Genomic DNA, 17,090 nt, shown 5'->3' with positions numbered 1-17,090 from the left:
CGTCCAGATGGCTACTCAATTCGCCTCACCTTTACTGCTTCGCCTTCCTGGTGTCTGTGCCCAAGTGGGGCTGAGCAAATCTCAAATTTATCGGCTGATTCGGGCGGGCGAGTTTCCCGCTGGGATTTCGCTCGGGGCGAATTCTGTAGCATGGCCTTCTGAGCAAGTTAATGCCTGGGTTGCTGAAAAAATCAGTGCATCCATTCGTTAATGATGGCTACCAATATGCCAATCCCTCGCCGTATTTATGCCCTGCTAGATGAGAATCACAGGCGCTCTCGTATAAAACCCCAAGACGTTGAGGGTGAACATGTTCGTAGCCTATTGCCGAACTGGTCAGACTCAGTTCGGCGTGTGCCGAACTTTGTTCTTCGTTCAGCGCTATTTAGTGCTGTGGGCAAAGGGCCGCGCCCATACGTGGAGCAAAGTGAAATCCATGCGCTAGGTGGAATCAGTATCCTATACACAGGGGTTCTGCTCGATCAGCTTGATTTGGATGCATGGGAGGCCATTCTGCACATGGCGCGGCTTCAGGAACTCGGCGCAGAGTGTAGGATAACAGCCTATCAGCTACTGAAAGCGCTCGGTAAAACTGATTCGGGGAAAAACCGTGAAATCCTTGGTGGGCAACTTAGCCGACTGACCGCGACCGCGCTACAGCTAAGAGTCGGTGACTACTCGTATGAGGGAAGCCTGATTAATGAGATATATCGCGACCACGGAGCTCGTGTTAAAAGTTATGTGATTCGCTTGAATCCAAAGCTCCTTAAATTATTTGAGGCTGACCACTTCACTGATGTGGATTGGTCTATTCGTCAGGAACTGCGTGGAAAACCAATTGCGAAGTGGTTGCATGGTTTCTATGCATCCCATGCTAATCCATTTCGATTAAAAATCGAAACTCTGCACCGACTATGTGGGAGTAGAGCCAAATCTCTAGATGACTTCAAGACGGATCTGGTCAAAGCTCTCGATTCCTTGGCACGAGCAAGCAACGCCGCAGGTCAGCCCTTCAGCTATGCAATTGAGGGTGCCTTGGTGCGAGTCAAAACTACTCCGAGCTCTTCGCAGCGTCGACACCTGGCCAATAAGTGCTGATGCCGTTCCAGCGCCCGTTCGATACCGTTCTAGCACCCGCGACTACCGTTCCAGCACTCCGACAATACAGTTCTTGCCCCCCTATGGTTACCGTTCCAGCACTCCTGTATCACGGTGCTGAGATCGGTCCGGAGCCCAGTAGGAATAGGCGTTGTACAGATTTTTGCAGAAGGCACTAATCAGTTTTTAATCATTCTTAATCTTCAGTCCCTGAAGCGCTATTTCTAACGTCCGAGATAATACGTGGACACGTCCTCACGAGAGTGTCCCAATTCTTCGACAACCGCCATGCGTGCAAAACGATCCAACTCCCAGTTATGGGATCTGAGGTTTCCTCCTTCAATCGGTGAGCTGCTACCTGAGTAGTGGGTATAACGCTCATTGGCGAAGGCGTGACGCAGGCCATGTGAGGTAACGCCAAGCTGAGCCTTGGTCAGCCCAGCTTTGGCGACAATACGGCTGTAGTGGCCCAGCGCTTGTTTCAACGACTTGCTTGGATCGGAAGTGCTCGCGGTACGGCGATCTGCATAAGCCTTAGCTCTATCAATCAGCTCTCTGCGCTCAGGAGTATCGATGGGTACTGTGCGGTCCCGACCGCCTTTCGTGCCGATGCTGACAGCCAAGTAGCTGCCCTTGTCCGCCAGGTGAGGGCGCAGCATGATTGATTCCTTTACCCTGAGACCAAACCGGAGCTGAAGCTCCACCTGAAGTGCTACACGTTCATCCAGGGCGCGTAGGTCATCCAGTTTTTGCGTCGCACTCACTCCGTTTGCCTCCCAACTCTTGTCCTGAGTATTGATCGAAGTTCTGGCTGCCTCATGGTTCGGAAAATAACGCTCGGTGCTCTCCACCATGCCTTCTTTACCAATCCAGGAGGTGAATGTTCTTAGGGTGGAGAGGCGGTTTTGCAGGGTTGAGGAGGAAAGTTCCCTGCTCAGCCAGTGTCGGGTCAGCGCCTCCACATGACGGCCTTTGAGCTGACTGACACTGTCGAGCTTGTAGCCCATTTCTCTCAGATCGGTGAATACCTGATAAAGCACGGTCGAGCGCTTGTGCTGCGTCTCATGACTGGCAACTGTCCCATCCGAGGCCTTGATGCTGTTGTGCTCTTTGAGCACGGATGCCAGTGAGGATTTCCATCCGGCCATAACTGCTCCTGGTGTTTCCAATGAATATGTAGTTGCGCGCAGGGGGATACGTGAAAGCGAACTTGCTGCCAGTAGCACGGTTTCCCGCACACAAAGGCACCCCGGAGGGCGGACAACCCATTTTGGGTTCCGGCCAGCCTGCTGGGCTGGTTTTGCATCGTTGATACGGTCTGCGGTGTGACGAACCCTGTTGCGTCATCATCGAGCCGTGAGCAATGCTCAAAACGTGCAACGATGAAAAGCGCGATGGGGATTGCCAGCACCCTAACTTCGCACCTGGATGCGGTTACTGCTATTTACGTAACGTGCGCTCCAGGACTCCAACCGCCCTGGTCGTGACGTGATGTGTGCCAGTGAAGCAAGTACGGATTGCACCCACGTTCACTGTCTGCCCCCACTGGCAGACCACACCTTGGGCGGGAAGCGCCAGGCGCTCTCAATGGATCATCATTACTGCATCAAGCTCGAACCGAGATCCCAAGCCAAGCGTTGAGAACCACCTCCTTCGTAGATTGGCACCCGTCCAAACTACGACGCCAAGGGCGTTGGTACGGACGCCTTTGGTCTGTAGTTGCAGGTCAGGCTGATGACAGCCTCAACCCACATCGACCCCGGCTCTCACTGCGATGACGCGGTGAGAGCGAAGGCGGTTGTTCCAGAGAATCAAACAACCTGTAGCACGAGACTCGTTGTCGCGAGTTTCGCCCTTTGCAGGGCTCATCAGTCGTGCGCGAAAATTTTCTTCACCTGCTGTGATCATTTCTCGCAGACCATCAAGCCCAGTGCAACCGAACTCGGTGCAGTTGCTACACCCCACTCTCTTTTCTGGCTTTCAGCTCAGAAAAGAGAGTGGGTGAACCCACACGACGCGCGATGATGGTGATGAGCACATAGGGGCTCAGTAGAGGCAGACCGGACGCTCGTTATCTCGGCTGGTCAGATCAACAATGATGGGACACCATAAGCAGGGTTTTCTCCCCGCCAAAGGCATCGGGTTCTAGATAGGCTTCCTCAGCGATTTGGGTGCACGCGGACTAGTCATCAATCGATGCAGGAGAGCATGTGAATATGTTTGGTGTAGTGTTCTACAACTCACACGACGCGCACTCAGGCGGAGAGTAAAAGTTCAGAGCCTTCAGAGTTGAAGGGCGAATAGTTTCAGGGCAGGAGGGGCGGCAGCGACCGCCCTGGTGTCGGCGTTGACGTCAGATAGTTGGGGCTCGCCGGCACGGCCCACCATATCCAGAAACCTCAGAAACCTCAGAAACCTAACGGCAAACCGCTCGGTAGCATCGTACTGCTTCTGCGCGGCTGCAGAAATGCACTGAGAAATACTGCATTCACACTTCCCTGACGCTGGGAGTGCATCGTGAATCCGCCGCAGCATCCTGGCGAAAATTCCCCCAGCCATTGGGAAACCCGCAAAAACCACTGAGAAGTAAGCGGCCTTCACTGCTTCACCATCAGGGTGCCGTGGTTATTCCCTTCAACCCCGCTGCGGCGCTTTCAGATCCCAGTGCGGGAGCCGACGATTTTTCCCTGCTTCTCGATGACACATAGGGACCACGGGGTAGCGTGGCGACTCATTACGAGTGGAGGTGACCTGTATGGGGCGAGTTTTTGTGGGTGTTGCCTGCGTAGGCGCGGGCTTATGGTTGGGCTCCTATCGTCTGGTGCCGTTGTGGGCGATCTTGGTGTTGGCCTTTATCGGAGCTGGCCTGTGGTTGCTGGCGATATGGCTAGAGCGGCGGGAGAGTGACCGATGATGCGGGCTGATCTTGATGAACTGATGGTCGTTAGCTGTCTGTGTCCTGGTATGAAGTGGTCGTCCTCCGTGACGCGGCCTGTACTCATCTCTAGAGAAGGTAACGTCCTGCGCCTGTACTGGATGCCCTTATTACTGTGGATGGATGAATATCGCGCCGGAATTTTCATCGGGGAGCTCAACCGCAATGGAGTCGCCTCAGCTTAGTGAGTGGGGGCAGCTTGATGTCAATTTATAGGTGCAAATCACTGTTGCTAAAAGACGATATAAAACCAACGGAAGGACGTCATGCGTACGCTAATTAAATTCGCCACAGCCGCTGTTGCTGGAACTCTTCTCTCTGGCTGCGGCGGTGAAGATTTCACTGGTGCATACCGATTCAAAGACTCAAGCATGAACGGAACCATGGTTCTCAATATTCATGGCTCTGAAGCAGAAGTCTTCGGGGACTTTGGGAAGGACGGCATCAAACCGCTCGGTAAAATGAAAGTGTCGGTTAAAGATGAAAAGCTACTTCTTGATGCTGTGAGTGGCACGACTCGTCTGGTTATGAAGCGTAATGTCGATGAGCGAAATCTTGACTGCCTTAATTGCAAGGTTCTAGGCATGAGTGCGGATGAGCATGTTTGGCAGTATGACCCCAAAGGGCCGTATGACGTGGGTCAGATGCTTGAGGAGCAAGCCCGTAGAAAAGAGGAAACTCTGAATGTCGAGTTGGAAAAAATGCAGAAGAAAACCCTGGATAAGATACGCCGGGATTCAGAGGCCCCGAAGCTGACACCATATGAAGGTGATTGGGTTTATCAGCGCACTACGAAGTATGATCCTTTAACCATAATGGGCATCTGGCGTGCAAAACAGATTAGAGTCTGGTCGTTCAAATTTGAGAATATGGATCGACTGGGGTATGAGGCTCCAGAATTTGAGGTGACGGATACTGGCTTGAAGGTCGGAGCTGGTTCTAGCGCTGCCCTGTATACCCTTAGCGCGGACAAAAATGTACTGATCTGCATGGGCTGTAGTAAACCAGTGAGCTGGGTCAAGGCTGATCCGAAGAAGGATCTCAGTGATCGTTATTACGCCCGGAAGATAGCTGGAAACCCGTAGTAACACTTCTAGGTGACCGGCGTCGGTGAATGCTTGCGGGAGCTCGCCGACGTCAGATTAACCCAAGGTACGCAGGTAGATTGGGGGCAATTCAACTACTTTGCCCCATCCGCTGCCCATGCCCATTGACCTATCTCTGCCAGTGCCGGTTGGTACTAGATGCTGGTCGAACTGCGGCAATCTGACGCGAACTCGTGGGTGTGCCGCCGAGCACACGAAACTGCATCAAGTTCGGTGGAGGGCAAGAAGGAAAGTTGATAGGGTTATTTTTACAAATAACTGTGAGGTTTATAATGCTTTTACTACCTATCGATTATGCCGGTTGTATTGAAAATCCTCATTTTTCAAGTATGGATAGACAGTATTATAAAAGAGGTTGGAGTGCTCTTGTTCATAGACCAAATGCAAGAGTAAAGATTGCAGCATTCCTGCCAAAGGATAAAGAAGGATTAAAAATAAATGTTGTTGGACTTCAGCAAGGTTTGTATGTCGCTTTTGGTGCCACTGATGGTTCGGAAAAGTTACGCTCGTTATATGTCGTGGAAACGGTTACTGCTACTGAGATTTCGCTCAAGCCTGTAGAGGAATGCAATGTGCCAGCTATCTACGAAATAGATATTGCTGGGCGATACAGTCTGTATTTGTTGGAAGCCAAGCAGGCTATGCTTGAGGCGCAAATTAACGATATTAGGAAGTGGTTGTTAGAATACAAGGGGAACAAATAGCGAAATGGATTTGTTTTTCCTAGAGGTTTTTTCGTCTGATTTAAAGCTAATGTGTAAAAGTAAACTGCTATTTATAGAATCAAAGCAATCAGGACGAGTAGGGCTGCTGATTTAGATTGTATGAGCCGTACGAAGGCATCACTAATCTATCGCAGAACGAAGAACCTACGGGCGGTTCAGTTGCTGCTCGGCCATACGAAGCTGGAGAGCACTGTTCGATATCTGGGGATTGAGGTTGATGACGCCCTGGAGATGGCGGAAGAGACTGAGGTTTGATTATGCATAGCGACGGTCGAAGTCAAGCCGTCGCTAACCGGCCAAAAGCAGCCGCTCAAAGTTATCTAGGAAAGCCGGGGCGATTCAAACTCCATTTGTTTAAAACGTCGCTTTGATCTGTAAGCCCACGGCCAAAGCGTTGCCTCTTTTTTTGCCGGAGAACGCTCCAGGCTCAATGTAGTACTGCAGGTCAGGACGCAGCAGCAGCCAAGGGGTGACCTGCGCGCCATAGTTAAGCTCAATCATCTGCTCGCCATTGTCGAGGTTGGCAATCATCTCGTATTCGCCGAAGCTGGTCGCCGCCGCTTCTTGTACATCACGCGTACGGGAGTTGAGCACGGCCCGGCCATAACCCAAAGCAATGCTGTCATGCGGGCGGCTGGCAAAAGGCTTTTGCTTAACCAGGCCGACCGAGTACCAGCGACGCATTGGTGAGGTGGCTGCGTTGCTGGTGGCTGCCTGGCCGAAGAGGCGTAGCACCCTTTCAGGGTCTTGCTCATCCCTCCAGATTGCCTGGTCCATCAACACGTAAGCCCCGGTGCGATTGCTGCTTTTTTCTGTGCTGCCAATTTTTTGCGAGTTAGAGCTGTCGTAGTACCAACCGACTTTGTATTGGCCATTGAGAAAGGCGTTATTATTGAAGATGGCTTCCAGAGGCAGAATGGCCCCGGTGGAGTCGTGGCTGGGCATGGAAAACGCTTCAGAGGGAAGGCTGTTGTGCTCTGGGTTGACCTGGAATACCGCGGTTTGCAGCGTCAGTGAGTCGTTGACGTCGTAACGCAACTCTCCACCCCAGTGGGCCGTCGGGTAGTTGCCCCACCCGCTGCCGCTGGACATGGTCAATGGGTGTGCACAAAAGCCGGCGCTCACAAAGTTGGTCAGGATCGGCATGCCACCAAAATCGGTGCCCATCACCATGTAACCGATTTTGGCAGACACGTCCCGAGAAAACAGATTGCGCTGGTAACTGAACTCGGTCAGTCGCGTGTATTCGCCACCGTAGTTTTCTTGCGCAGAAAGGCGGTTGCCGAGCAAGTCTTCCGTGGCGCTGTGGCCGCGACGGTCGTTAACCAGAATTTGCACAAATCCGGCGTCCGGGGTGTCCAGCAGTTTACTCAGATCAAACTTGGCGCCCACGCGTATTTGTTGCGCATAGCGCGTACCTCGCTTGATCCCGCCATGCAAGTTGGAAATCGTTTCAGAGCTGTAGTCACCGGTCAGTGTGATGCCCTTGTCCACCAGTTTTTGGCGCTCCCCCCCCCAATCGCCGGTTAGTGTCGAACGACTCATCAGGTCGGAAGTGTCAGCCAGTGCTGAGGTCGGGCTCAAGATACACAGCGACAAACCGCTGCACAGGCTGGTGGTCAGCAGCGCGCGGAAAGAAAAAAACATTGGGGTGTGCTCCGTTGCAAAAAATTTTGGTGTATCGCTCAACGACACGCTGGCACGGCAGGAAACTGGCCCGCTTTAGCTTTTCTGGCCTGATACCGTCTTGAGAACTGCGGTGTCATAACCTGAACCCGGGCCGAGTTGATCCCTCCTTGGCTGTGCAAGAGGGTGTCCATGAGCGGGTATATGACGGGGGTGCGGGTGCTCGAAACCGTTCGGATGTTCGCTTCACATGACTAACAGGCCCTGAAAGTGGCAGGGCTGGTGAATGTCATCCCGTGTGAGCCGTAAGGCTAAGTTTATGTCGATATTTTTTTCAGATAAATCCAGGGAACTAAGAAACATTATTGGGGAGACAGTAATAATCGCGGTGGCGATATCCGGCCTTTCGCTTGCAGAAACGGCGATCGTTAGTGTTCAGCGCTTATTGCTTTTGAGGTCACTCGCAGGCATATTCATTGCGACTGCAGCAACCTGCTGCACTGATTGCCGGTGCTCGCTTGCTGTCGGCAGGGCGGTAGTTCTGATTCCAACACCTGCCATGCCCAGTCCTGTTCGGGTTGAACTGAACATTTGACCCAGCTGTTCGCACAGCGTGCGGGCAGTTTTGTATTCCCCCATAGAGCATTCACTAAATGACGAATGACCAACCATCTCAAACTTCAAGACGCTCAATGAGCACTATCGCGAGGGTACTCTTTTCCCTATTTGTATTTGCCGTGGCACTAGCTTTGATTTATGGCGGGGTCAAACTAGTGGCGCTGGACGGGTCAAGTTATTACTTGATCGCAGGCTTGACTTATCTCGTACTGGCGGCACTATTTCTGTTTCGCAAGCGTTCGGGTATTACTCTCTCTGTTGCCATATTCCTTGCGACCTGTGCCTGGGCCTTTTATGAAGTGGGTCAGTTCAGCTATTGGGAACTGCTTCCACGCTTGGTCATTCCTGCCATCATCCTGACACTCAGCCTGTGGGTCGGCGCCGCATTGCCGGACACGTCCTTGAGCACCCGGCGCGCCGCTAACCGGTTCGGGTTTGCCGTATTCCTGGCACTGGTCGCGACATTTATTGCTGCGTTCTACCCGCACGGCGGGATCTCGAACCCGGTCGCCGCCACTGACGCACCCAAGGCAGAAGAGCCCTCCAACGTCCCTGAAAACTGGGAGTTCTTTGGGCGTAATGCCTCGGGAACACGGTTTGCTCCTTACACGCAAATCACCTCGGACAACGTCAAGGACCTGCAGGTTGCCTGGACCTACAGAACAGGTCGTCGCACCACAGGTGCCGGCGCGGGTGTAGATGAAAATACACCGTTGCAGATCGGCAATGTTCTGTACTCGTGCACACCGGAAAACCTGATTACCGCCCTGGACGGTGATACCGGGACCCCGCTCTGGAAATTCGATCCCAAAGCCAAAAGCGAAGAGCACGTGACTTGCCGCGGCGTGGGTTATTACGACATCGATAAAGACGACAGCCTAAGCGCTGAAGTCAAGGCGTCATATGGCAATGAGCAGCAGTGCCGCCAGCGTATACTGGTGTCGTCTGTGGATGCCCGTTTGTTTGCGGTTGATGCGCATACCGGCACCCTGTGCCCGAGCTTTGGCGACAACGGTTATGTCGATCTCAAGAAAGGCATGGGCCCGACTGAAAACAGCAAGCGCTATCACCCCACCTCGCTGCCGGTTGTCATGGGCCACCTCACCGTGGTCGGCGGCTGGGTACGGGACATTGTGGCGGGCGAACCTTCCGGTGCCGTACGCGCATTCGACGTTCTGACAGGTGCGTTGGTGTGGGCCTGGGATGTAGGTGCACCCGAGGGCAAGAACGCAGTGGCAGACGATCATCAGTTCGCTCTGGAGACGCCTAACGTCTGGACAATTCCGACCTACGATAAAGAGTTGAATCTGGTCTACCTGCCTACGGGCAATGGCCCGCCCGACTACTGGGGTGGTGATCGCAACCAGGTTAAAGAGAAGTTTGGTACGGCCGTTGTTGCAGTCGATGCATCAACCGGTAAAGCCAAATGGGTTTATCAGATCGTTCACCACGACGTCTGGGACTATGACCTGCCTTCGCAGCCTGTGCTCTATGACATCAAAAACGCCCAGGGTGAGAAGACTCCGGTCTTGATCCAGACCAGCAAGACAGGCAACATTTTTGTGCTGGATCGCCGTACCGGCAAGCCGGTTACAGAAGTTGAAGAGCGTGCGGTTCCTACCTCTCCAGCAGCAGAAGGCGAGCACCTGTCGCCTACCCAGCCGTTCTCGGTCGGGATGCCGACCATTGGTGTCGACCCGCTGACCGAGAAGTCGATGTGGGGCGTGACAACTTTCGACCAACTGTATTGCCGGATCATGTTCAAAGACTCCGTCTACCTGGGTCCGTTTACACCGCCAAGTGAAAAACCGTACATCGAATGGCCTGGCTTGCTGGGCGGTATGAACTGGGGTGGTATCTCCATCGACGAAAACACCGGCATGATGTTCGTCAATGACATGCGCATGCCGCTGCGGATGTCACTAGTCAAAAAGGAAGACACCAAGAAGTTCAACGTGTCGACCGATGAAGTCCCGGGTTTCATGGGAACCATTCGCCCACAAGTCGCCGGTATCTATGGCGGGGTGAAAATCGACATTCTGCAGTCGCCACTGGGCGTACCGTGCAACACACCTCCCTTCGGCAGCATGAGCGCCATTGACCTCAACACCCAGAAACTGGTCTGGCAGGTTCCGTTGGGCACCGTCCAGGACACTGGCCCTCTGGGGATCAAAACGCACATGCCAATCCCGCTGGGCATGCCAACACTGGGTGGCCCGACCTCAACGGCATCTGGCCTGGTGTTCTTCGCCGGCACCCAGGACTACTACCTGCGAGCGCTGGATTCGGCCACCGGTAAAGAAGTCTGGAAAGCCCGCCTGCCGGTTGGCGCGGTTGCAGCCCCGCTGATCTACAAATCACCCAATACCGGGAAGCAGTACGTAGTCATCTCCGCAGGTGGCATGAGCCACTCGCCTGATGTCGGTGACTACATCATTGCCTATGCATTGCCGGACAGCATCATCCAGAAATAACCTCTTAATTGACGTTAACTCAAATGGCCCGCCTGCTCTCCAACAGGTGGGCTTTTTTGTTCTATACCAGTTGTTGTTCGGCTTCGGCCTAAATAACGCATTAAATTTTGTGCTTGTTACGAGAAGAGGACTTCGACTGATCTCATAGGTCCGGTAGTCTGCTTTCGGCCCAGGCTGTGTAAAAACGTTTTTCGGTGCGAAAGTTACTCAAAACCAGACTGGAAACCGCGCTTCTACCCCAAATCCACATCTGCTGATGTGCTGATGAATTTCAGATTTAACGCAGAAGCGCGCACTTCGAATTTGGCGACTCGTTTTTACACACTCTGGGCCATAAGCAGTCGCTCAAATGTTTCTATGAAACCAGGGGCGATTCAATCCGAATGAATCGCCCCTTGATTGTAGGCATACCCAATCGTCCGCTTTTGGCCGCTCTCCGCCGATCACAACAGGCAGAAAACGGCCATCTCTGGTCACCCCTACCTAAGTGACAGCTCTAAATTCTGCGGCGCATTCTCCCTGGAGGCGCCCCATAAACCTCCTTAAATTTTTTGCTGAACGCCGCCTGCGATTGGTAACCAACCTGCAAGGCAATATCTTTTAATCCCAGATGTGAATGACTCAGCAGGCTGAACGCCAATTCCATACGGACTTGCGTAAGCAATACCCATGGCGACACACCAGCCACACGAACGAACGCCCGCATGAAAGATGCTCGGGACATGCACGCGATATCTGCTAGATTTTGGATGGTCCACTCGTGCGCAGGATCAGCCAACATCGCCTGCCATACGGGGCCCAGACGTTTATCGCTGAGCAAGGCGAGCGTGCCGATGTCTTGGCCATGGCTAGATAGATGGGCGCGAAGGATCAGGGTGAATAACGCCTGAGAAAGAGCATCGAGCAAAAATTTTGCTCCGATCTGATCGCCGTCTGCTTCCCCGCGTAATAAATCGACCAGAGACTGTAATGGTCCATCCGCTGGGAGCGTGCCGCTGGGTATCAACAGGTAGTCAGGTAATGAAGCAAATAGCAACGAAGTTCGGTTGAAGTGAAAGCAGCCGCATAGCATGTCCAGATCCGCACTCACGCCGCCAATGCGATGTATGGGCAATATGCCAGCGTCGATACGCTTTGCCGATACCAATGTTGGCGCAACAGTTTTGCCCGGACTATGCAGCACATGCGGCGCACCACCCGGCAGGAGCAGAACGTCGCCGGCGCGCATAGAAAGACGCTGCCCGCTTGGAAGCTCCACCCGACACTCACCCGACAGCACCACGTGGTATGGCGCTTTGCCCAGCGCTTCCTGCTCATGCTCCAGGGACCAGTCACCCTGAAATTGGCAACGTAAATCCAGACTGCCACGAACATTGGCGAGGCTGATGAGCTTGTCGATCGAATTCATTTGAGCGCATCGCAGAAAAAACAGAGCGTATCGAACTAATCAAAATAGGACTAGGGCATACACTAAACAAGGTTAAACATTACACCCAACCCCCCTCAGGAGTTACCGCAATGTTCATTAACTGGTCCGAATTATTACCCTCCATCCAGAAAGCTTTCGGCGCGCTGGGCAAAAGTAATCCAAAAATGGTCAAAGCCTACATGGCCCTCGGAGAAGCCTCTGCCGAAAACGATGTGCTCGACACCAAGACCCGCGAATTGATCTCCATTGCAGTCGCCATCACTACACGCTGCGACGGCTGTATTGCAGCTCACACTGATGCGGCCATTAAGGCTGGTGCGAGCCGCGAGGAAGTGGCTGCGACCTTGGCCACTGCGATCTCGTTGAACGCAGGCGCCGCTTATATTTATTCACTGCGCGCTCTTGAGGCGTACGACACCTTGAAAAAATAGCTCTTTCGCCATAACTCCACCGGCCCCGCACACTTAAACGTGCCGGGGCTTACCTGATACATCCAGACGTCAGCCACTTGTTGAGACGATCGAACAATAACTTGAGCATGACGCACAAAAGCGTCTCGCGGCTAAGCCTCAGACTGGTTTCACATTCCAAATATTCGGATAAGTCTGATGCTCGCTTCATTCACTACATGGCTGCAATTCATCAGCAAACTCGACACCCTTGGCACACACCTCATGAGACTGGCGATCGCCGTAGTTTTCTTGTGGATCGGGGCGCTCAAATTCGCGCCTTACGAAGCCGATAGCATTACCCCATTTGTCGCCAATAGCCCGTTTATGTCTTTTTTTTATGAACATCCCGAGGATTACAAGGCACACCTGACTCACGAGGGTGAATTGAATGCGGAAAAGCGCGTTTGGCAGGCCGCAAATAACACATACATCTTTTCCAACGGCCTGGGCTTAGTAGAAATTCTGATCGGTCTGCTGGTGCTTTCCAACCCGATCTCGCGACGCGCCGGTCTGCTTGGTGGGGCGCTGGCCTTCGGTACACCGCTGGTGACCTTAACCTTCCTGCTCACCACACCTGAAGCCTGGGTACCGGATCTTGGTGATGATGAACATGGCTTTCCATTTCTGTCTGGTGCAGGACGCCTAGTGCTCAAAGATCTCTTGATGCTGGCCGGCGCTCTTCCGGTGATGGCTGATTCCGCCCGTCAGTTATTGCAAGAGCGGCGCCCCTAGTTTTCTTTTAAAGCCTTGAAATCTGAATCGCCTCAAGCTTCGTAGATACCTCCGAGAGGCTGCTTGTGGCCGATTCTGTTGAAAAAGTCGACCCGGCCTGGTTACCCATGCATTGAGCGCTAAAATCGCCCTTTTGGCACGCTGCTACGTCAAATCTGAGCCCTGCACCTTTTGCGTAAAACACGGATTTCAATCTCCGACGCGTACTTTTCTGCCGTGGAAACCGAAGCCGACTTTTTCAACAGAATCGGCCGGAAGCGGTCGGTCATGAGCGTCCGCTTCTGGCCGATTGCTGCCAGTCGTAACGACTAACAAACAACCGCTTGGAGCGAAGCAAGCGCCAAGGTCGATCCGTGGCATGCCGATAAGATACGGAATCGCTAGGATGACGAACACATGCGCAGCCTGACCGTGATGATGGAGCAGCAGCACAAGTGCAGCAGCTGGACAAAGCATATGTGCCTCACCAGTTAAGAGCTGGCGGTAGACCTTGGTTTTTGCTGAGTCCCTTAATGAGTACCTATTTCGTTTTTGTAGCTACAAGTATTTAAGCTTTACTGGGCTTGGTTAAATTAGTTCGATTCCTGTCTCCGGCACCACTTAAAAAGCCATCCGGTCAATGCCGGGTGGCTTTTTCGTTCAGGGGCAGCACCAGGCACTTTGACGTCCGAAAATGGCGAGAATCGGCCAAAACGCGGTGCTATTCTGCGGACCATGAATACAGATAACCGCCTGTCAACGCCCAGTACCGCTGCCTGCGAAATCGCTCGCTTGAGCCGTGATGCGCGGTTTGACGGGGTGTTTTTCACTGCCGTACTCAGCACCCGGATCTACTGCCGCCCCGTATGTCCGGCCCGTGCGCCAAAAGCCGAAAACGTGGTTTATTACCCCAGCGCGGCAGCGGCTCAGGCCCAAGGCTTTCGCCCCTGTTTGCGTTGTCGGCCCGAGCTGGCACCGGGTAATCAGCTTTGGTTGCAGGGCGAGCATCTGGTGTCGCGCGCCTTGACGCTGATTAATGAGGGTTACCTGGCAGAGCACTCGCTGGAAGAGTTGGCTGAGCGCATGGACATCGGTGCGCGGCAATTGCGTCGTCTGTTTGTTCACTATCTCGGGGCACCGCCGATGGCCGTGCATTCCACCCGGCGCCTGCTGTTTGCCAAGCAACTATTGACCGAAACCGACCTGTCGATCACTGAAGTGGCAATGGCTTCCGGCTTTGGTAGTCTGCGTCGTTTCAATGCGGCTTTTGCCGAAGCCAATCATGCCGAGCCCCGTGCCTTCAGGCGCAGCCCGAAGGCACGGGCAGACAAGGCGCTGGTGTTGCGCCTGGGCTATCGCCCGCCTTACGACTTTGCAGCCTTGCTGGGCTTTCTGCAGACCCGGGCCTTGCCCGGTATTGAACAGGTCGATGGCCACAGTTATCAGCGGGTGTTTGGCAGCCCTGAAGCTCCCGGCTGGCTGAGGGTCAGCGCCTGGCCGGGTGAGCAGCATGCATTGCAGCTGGAGCTGCGCAATGTGCCACCGGGGCAGATGTTGGCGGTGGTCACGCGGATTCGGCGCATGTTCGATCTGGATGCCGACCCGCTGGCCATCGCCCGTACCTTGAGTGCCAGCCCGCTGCTGGCGCCTGTGATCGGGCGTTATCCGGGGCTGCGATTGCCGGGGGGCTGGGACGGTTTTGAAGTGGCGGTGCGGGCCGTGCTCGGGCAGCAAGTCAGTGTGGCTGCAGCGCGCACCCTGGCCAGTCGAATCGTGCAGCGCCATGGCGTTGCCATTGAAGCCGACAAGGGCTCGGGGCTGGATCGGCTGTTTCCCGGCCCTGAGCAGCTGGCGCAAGCCGATCTTGGGCAAATGGGCATAACCCAGGCGCGCATCAATACGATCCAGGGCATAGCCCGCGCACTTGCAGAAGGCCGAGTCGACTTTGCCGTGGAGCAACCCCTGGAACGTTTTATCGAGCGCTGGGTGCAACTGCCCGGCATTGGCGAATGGACCGCGCATTACATCGCCATGCGCGTGCTCAAACACCCAGATGCATTTCCGGCCGCCGATCTGATTCTGCGCCGTGAAGCCAACCCCCAGGGTGAGCCGTTAAGTACCAAAGCGCTGCAGGCACTGGCTGAAAGCTGGCGCCCGTGGCGGGCCTATTCCGTGATGTATTTATGGCGCGCAGCTACCGATTCGATTACAGCGCGCAAGGTGTGAACATGACGCAGATTTACTACGAACAAATGCCATCACCGATTGGGCCACTGTTTCTGGTCGCTGATGATGAAGGGTTGCGCGAAGTGCGTTTCGAGCTGGATCGCCGGCCCCATGTACCACAGGACGGGTGGGTGCATTTGCCACCAAAGCTTGCCGAAGTTCGCCGTCAACTGGAGGAGTATTTTGCGGGTGAGCGTCAGACGTTCGACCTGTTTCTCAAGCCGCTAGGCACCGACTTTCAGCAGTCGGTATGGCAGGCCCTGATCACCATTCCCTTTGCGGTAACCACCAGTTACGGCCAGATTTCACAGCAGATCCATCGGCCCAAGGCGTCCCGGGCAGTGGGAGCGGCGAACGGGCGCAATCCGATCCCGATCATCATCCCGTGCCATCGGGTGATTGGCAGCAATGGCACCTTGACCGGTTTTGCCGGAGGTCTGGCAGCCAAGCAATGGCTGCTAGAGCATGAGATCAAGTGCCGCCGGCACGGCTGATGCAAAACCTGTGCTTTTTGTGGGAGCGGGTTTGCTCGCGATGCGGGCACCGCGGTGTATCAGGCGAACCCCAGTGATGCCATCGCGAGCCAGCCCGCTCCCACAGCAAAGGTGTGCAGGGCTTACAGGCTCAACCGCATCGACAGATCCACCGCCTTCACATCCTTGGTCATGGCGCCAATCGAGATGTAGTCCACGCCGGTTTCGGCGATCGGACGCAAGGTCGACTCGTTGATACCGCCGCTGGCTTCCAGCATGGCCTTGCCCGCGTTCAGGCGTACCGCTTCGCGCATGTCATCCATGCTCAGTTCGTCGAGCATGATGATATCCGCACCTGCCGCCAGCGCTTCATTCAGTTCTTGCAGGCTTTCCACTTCGATTTCAACCGGCTTGCCAGGGGCAATCTTGTGCGCGGCACTGATGGCTTGCGCGATACCGCCGCAGGCAGCGATATGGTTTTCCTTGATCAAAAAGGCGTCGTACAGACCAATACGGTGATTGTGGCAGCCACCACAGGTTACTGCGTACTTCTGCGCCATACGCAAACCCGGCAGGGTCTTGCGTGTGTCCAGCAGCTTGACCCGCGTATCGGCCACCTGATCAGCGAGGTGCTGGGCATGGGTGGCGACGCCCGACAGCATTTGCAGAAAGTTCAGCGCGCTACGTTCACCGCTGAGCAGCGAGCGGGCCGGGCCTTCAAGATGAAACAGTACCTGGTCGGGGCTCACGCGATCGCCATCGGCCACCTGCCAATGCACGGCAACCCGAGGGTCAAGCTGGCGGAACACAGTGTCGACCCAGGCTGTGCCGCTGATCACTGCTGCTTCACGGGTAATGATCGTGGCTTTGGCCAGGCGCTCGGCCGGGATCAGCCGTGCAGTGATATCGCCGCTGCCAATATCTTCGGCTAACGCACGGCGCACGTTGGCTTCTATTTCGGCAGTGAGGTCGGCCAGGCGTAAATTCGGCATAACGAGCTCCACAAACAAAGTGCGCCGATTATAGGGGCATGCCACCGGTGAACCCAAGGTGTGCGAAGAGTCACATGCAAATACCTGCAATGTGCTGTTTTCGGCACTTTGAACATTAATTTGCACCTGCAATCACTCAAATGAAGAGTCCGCTGGTACAAGCGCCATCTTTTACAAGATAATCCGCCTTGCTATTGGCGCCATAGCTTTGACGTGCTGCCATTG

Annotated in this window: 13 protein-coding genes; 9 read left to right on the top strand and 4 right to left on the bottom strand. The window is 54.4% G+C overall.

All coding sequences use genetic code 11. From position 1 onward, the window contains the following. Positions 1–7 precede the first annotated feature (7 nt). Positions 8–211, top strand: a complete 204-nt coding sequence (locus ACP7BE_RS11350) for a helix-turn-helix transcriptional regulator (protein WP_047292068.1) — start codon at positions 8–10, stop codon at positions 209–211. After that, positions 211–1,098 (top strand): plasmid replication initiator TrfA, encoded by an 888-nt coding sequence (gene trfA, locus ACP7BE_RS11345; RefSeq protein ID WP_426105878.1) that lies wholly within the window; start codon positions 211–213, stop codon positions 1,096–1,098. The genes ACP7BE_RS11350 and trfA overlap by 1 nt, the downstream gene beginning before the upstream one ends. A 224-nt stretch (positions 1,099–1,322) precedes the next feature. Here trfA and ACP7BE_RS11340 read toward each other — a convergent pair whose 3' ends face one another. After that, positions 1,323–2,246 carry a phage integrase N-terminal domain-containing protein gene (locus ACP7BE_RS11340; RefSeq protein ID WP_426105876.1) on the bottom strand — a complete coding sequence of 308 codons (924 nt, stop codon included), beginning with the start codon at positions 2,244–2,246 and terminating at the stop codon, positions 1,323–1,325. Positions 2,247–4,299: 2,053 nt separating this feature from the next. Between ACP7BE_RS11340 and ACP7BE_RS11335 the strand changes: the two genes are divergently transcribed. After that, entirely contained in the window at positions 4,300–5,118 is an 819-nt protein-coding gene (locus tag ACP7BE_RS11335; RefSeq protein ID WP_133144167.1) for a hypothetical protein, read from the top strand. A 293-nt stretch (positions 5,119–5,411) separates the two neighbouring features. Continuing rightward, positions 5,412–5,843 carry a hypothetical protein gene (locus tag ACP7BE_RS11330; protein WP_133144166.1) on the top strand — a complete coding sequence of 144 codons (432 nt, stop codon included), beginning with the start codon at positions 5,412–5,414 and terminating at the stop codon, positions 5,841–5,843. 375 nt (positions 5,844–6,218) lie between these two features. Here ACP7BE_RS11330 and ACP7BE_RS11325 read toward each other — a convergent pair whose 3' ends face one another. Further along, on the bottom strand, positions 6,219–7,511 hold the full coding sequence (locus ACP7BE_RS11325) for a carbohydrate porin (protein WP_133144165.1): 1,293 nt from the start codon (positions 7,509–7,511) through the stop codon (positions 6,219–6,221). Between the two features lie 671 nt (positions 7,512–8,182). Between ACP7BE_RS11325 and ACP7BE_RS11320 the strand changes: the two genes are divergently transcribed. Further along, positions 8,183–10,582 (top strand): membrane-bound PQQ-dependent dehydrogenase, glucose/quinate/shikimate family, encoded by a 2,400-nt coding sequence (locus ACP7BE_RS11320; RefSeq protein ID WP_088500413.1) that lies wholly within the window; start codon positions 8,183–8,185, stop codon positions 10,580–10,582. Between the two features lie 496 nt (positions 10,583–11,078). Here ACP7BE_RS11320 and ACP7BE_RS11315 read toward each other — a convergent pair whose 3' ends face one another. Next, positions 11,079–11,990 (bottom strand): AraC family transcriptional regulator, encoded by a 912-nt coding sequence (locus tag ACP7BE_RS11315; protein ID WP_017735116.1) that lies wholly within the window; start codon positions 11,988–11,990, stop codon positions 11,079–11,081. Between the two features lie 110 nt (positions 11,991–12,100). Here ACP7BE_RS11315 and ACP7BE_RS11310 point away from each other — a divergent pair, with 110 nt between their 5' ends. The 4 genes from ACP7BE_RS11310 (at position 12,101) to ACP7BE_RS11295 (ending at position 15,894) form a co-directional block, all read left to right on the top strand. Then, positions 12,101–12,442 (top strand): carboxymuconolactone decarboxylase family protein, encoded by a 342-nt coding sequence (locus ACP7BE_RS11310; protein WP_016779377.1) that lies wholly within the window; start codon positions 12,101–12,103, stop codon positions 12,440–12,442. A gap of 177 nt (positions 12,443–12,619) precedes the next feature. After that, entirely contained in the window at positions 12,620–13,195 is a 576-nt protein-coding gene (rclC, locus tag ACP7BE_RS11305) for a reactive chlorine resistance membrane protein RclC (RefSeq protein ID WP_017735115.1), read from the top strand. 714 nt (positions 13,196–13,909) lie between these two features. Then, positions 13,910–15,400, top strand: coding sequence for an AlkA N-terminal domain-containing protein (locus ACP7BE_RS11300; RefSeq protein ID WP_426105872.1), 1,491 nt, complete (start codon positions 13,910–13,912; stop codon positions 15,398–15,400). Positions 15,401–15,402: 2 nt separating this feature from the next. Continuing rightward, positions 15,403–15,894, top strand: coding sequence for a methylated-DNA--[protein]-cysteine S-methyltransferase (locus ACP7BE_RS11295; protein WP_426105870.1), 492 nt, complete (start codon positions 15,403–15,405; stop codon positions 15,892–15,894). A gap of 122 nt (positions 15,895–16,016) precedes the next feature. Here ACP7BE_RS11295 and nadC read toward each other — a convergent pair whose 3' ends face one another. Then, positions 16,017–16,865 carry a carboxylating nicotinate-nucleotide diphosphorylase gene (gene nadC / locus ACP7BE_RS11290; protein ID WP_095001607.1) on the bottom strand — a complete coding sequence of 283 codons (849 nt, stop codon included), beginning with the start codon at positions 16,863–16,865 and terminating at the stop codon, positions 16,017–16,019. Positions 16,866–17,090 lie beyond the last annotated feature (225 nt).

Origin of the sequence: Pseudomonas sp. TWR1-1-3 (assembly GCF_049896805.1) — a bacterium.
Lineage (GTDB): Bacteria > Pseudomonadota > Gammaproteobacteria > Pseudomonadales > Pseudomonadaceae > Aquipseudomonas > Aquipseudomonas bubulae.
The sequence above is the reverse complement of the archived record's forward strand: the minus strand, read 5'-3'. Positions and strand labels throughout refer to the sequence as shown.

Excerpts from the sequence above, each read along its gene's own strand:
- ACP7BE_RS11300 (WP_426105872.1), top strand. The coding sequence starts at position 13,910 with ATGAATACAGATAACCGCCTGTCAACGCCCAGTACCGCTGCCTGCGAA.
- rclC (WP_017735115.1), top strand. The coding sequence starts at position 12,620 with ATGCTCGCTTCATTCACTACATGGCTGCAATTCATCAGCAAACTCGAC.
- ACP7BE_RS11315 (WP_017735116.1), bottom strand. The coding sequence starts at position 11,990 with ATGAATTCGATCGACAAGCTCATCAGCCTCGCCAATGTTCGTGGCAGT.
- ACP7BE_RS11335 (WP_133144167.1), top strand. The coding sequence starts at position 4,300 with ATGCGTACGCTAATTAAATTCGCCACAGCCGCTGTTGCTGGAACTCTT.
- trfA (WP_426105878.1), top strand. The coding sequence starts at position 211 with ATGATGGCTACCAATATGCCAATCCCTCGCCGTATTTATGCCCTGCTA.
- ACP7BE_RS11295 (WP_426105870.1), top strand. The coding sequence starts at position 15,403 with ATGACGCAGATTTACTACGAACAAATGCCATCACCGATTGGGCCACTG.
- ACP7BE_RS11325 (WP_133144165.1), bottom strand. The coding sequence starts at position 7,511 with ATGTTTTTTTCTTTCCGCGCGCTGCTGACCACCAGCCTGTGCAGCGGT.
- ACP7BE_RS11320 (WP_088500413.1), top strand. The coding sequence starts at position 8,183 with ATGAGCACTATCGCGAGGGTACTCTTTTCCCTATTTGTATTTGCCGTG.
- nadC (WP_095001607.1), bottom strand. The coding sequence starts at position 16,865 with ATGCCGAATTTACGCCTGGCCGACCTCACTGCCGAAATAGAAGCCAAC.
- ACP7BE_RS11340 (WP_426105876.1), bottom strand. The coding sequence starts at position 2,246 with ATGGCCGGATGGAAATCCTCACTGGCATCCGTGCTCAAAGAGCACAAC.
- ACP7BE_RS11310 (WP_016779377.1), top strand. The coding sequence starts at position 12,101 with ATGTTCATTAACTGGTCCGAATTATTACCCTCCATCCAGAAAGCTTTC.
- ACP7BE_RS11330 (WP_133144166.1), top strand. The coding sequence starts at position 5,412 with ATGCTTTTACTACCTATCGATTATGCCGGTTGTATTGAAAATCCTCAT.
- ACP7BE_RS11350 (WP_047292068.1), top strand. The coding sequence starts at position 8 with ATGGCTACTCAATTCGCCTCACCTTTACTGCTTCGCCTTCCTGGTGTC.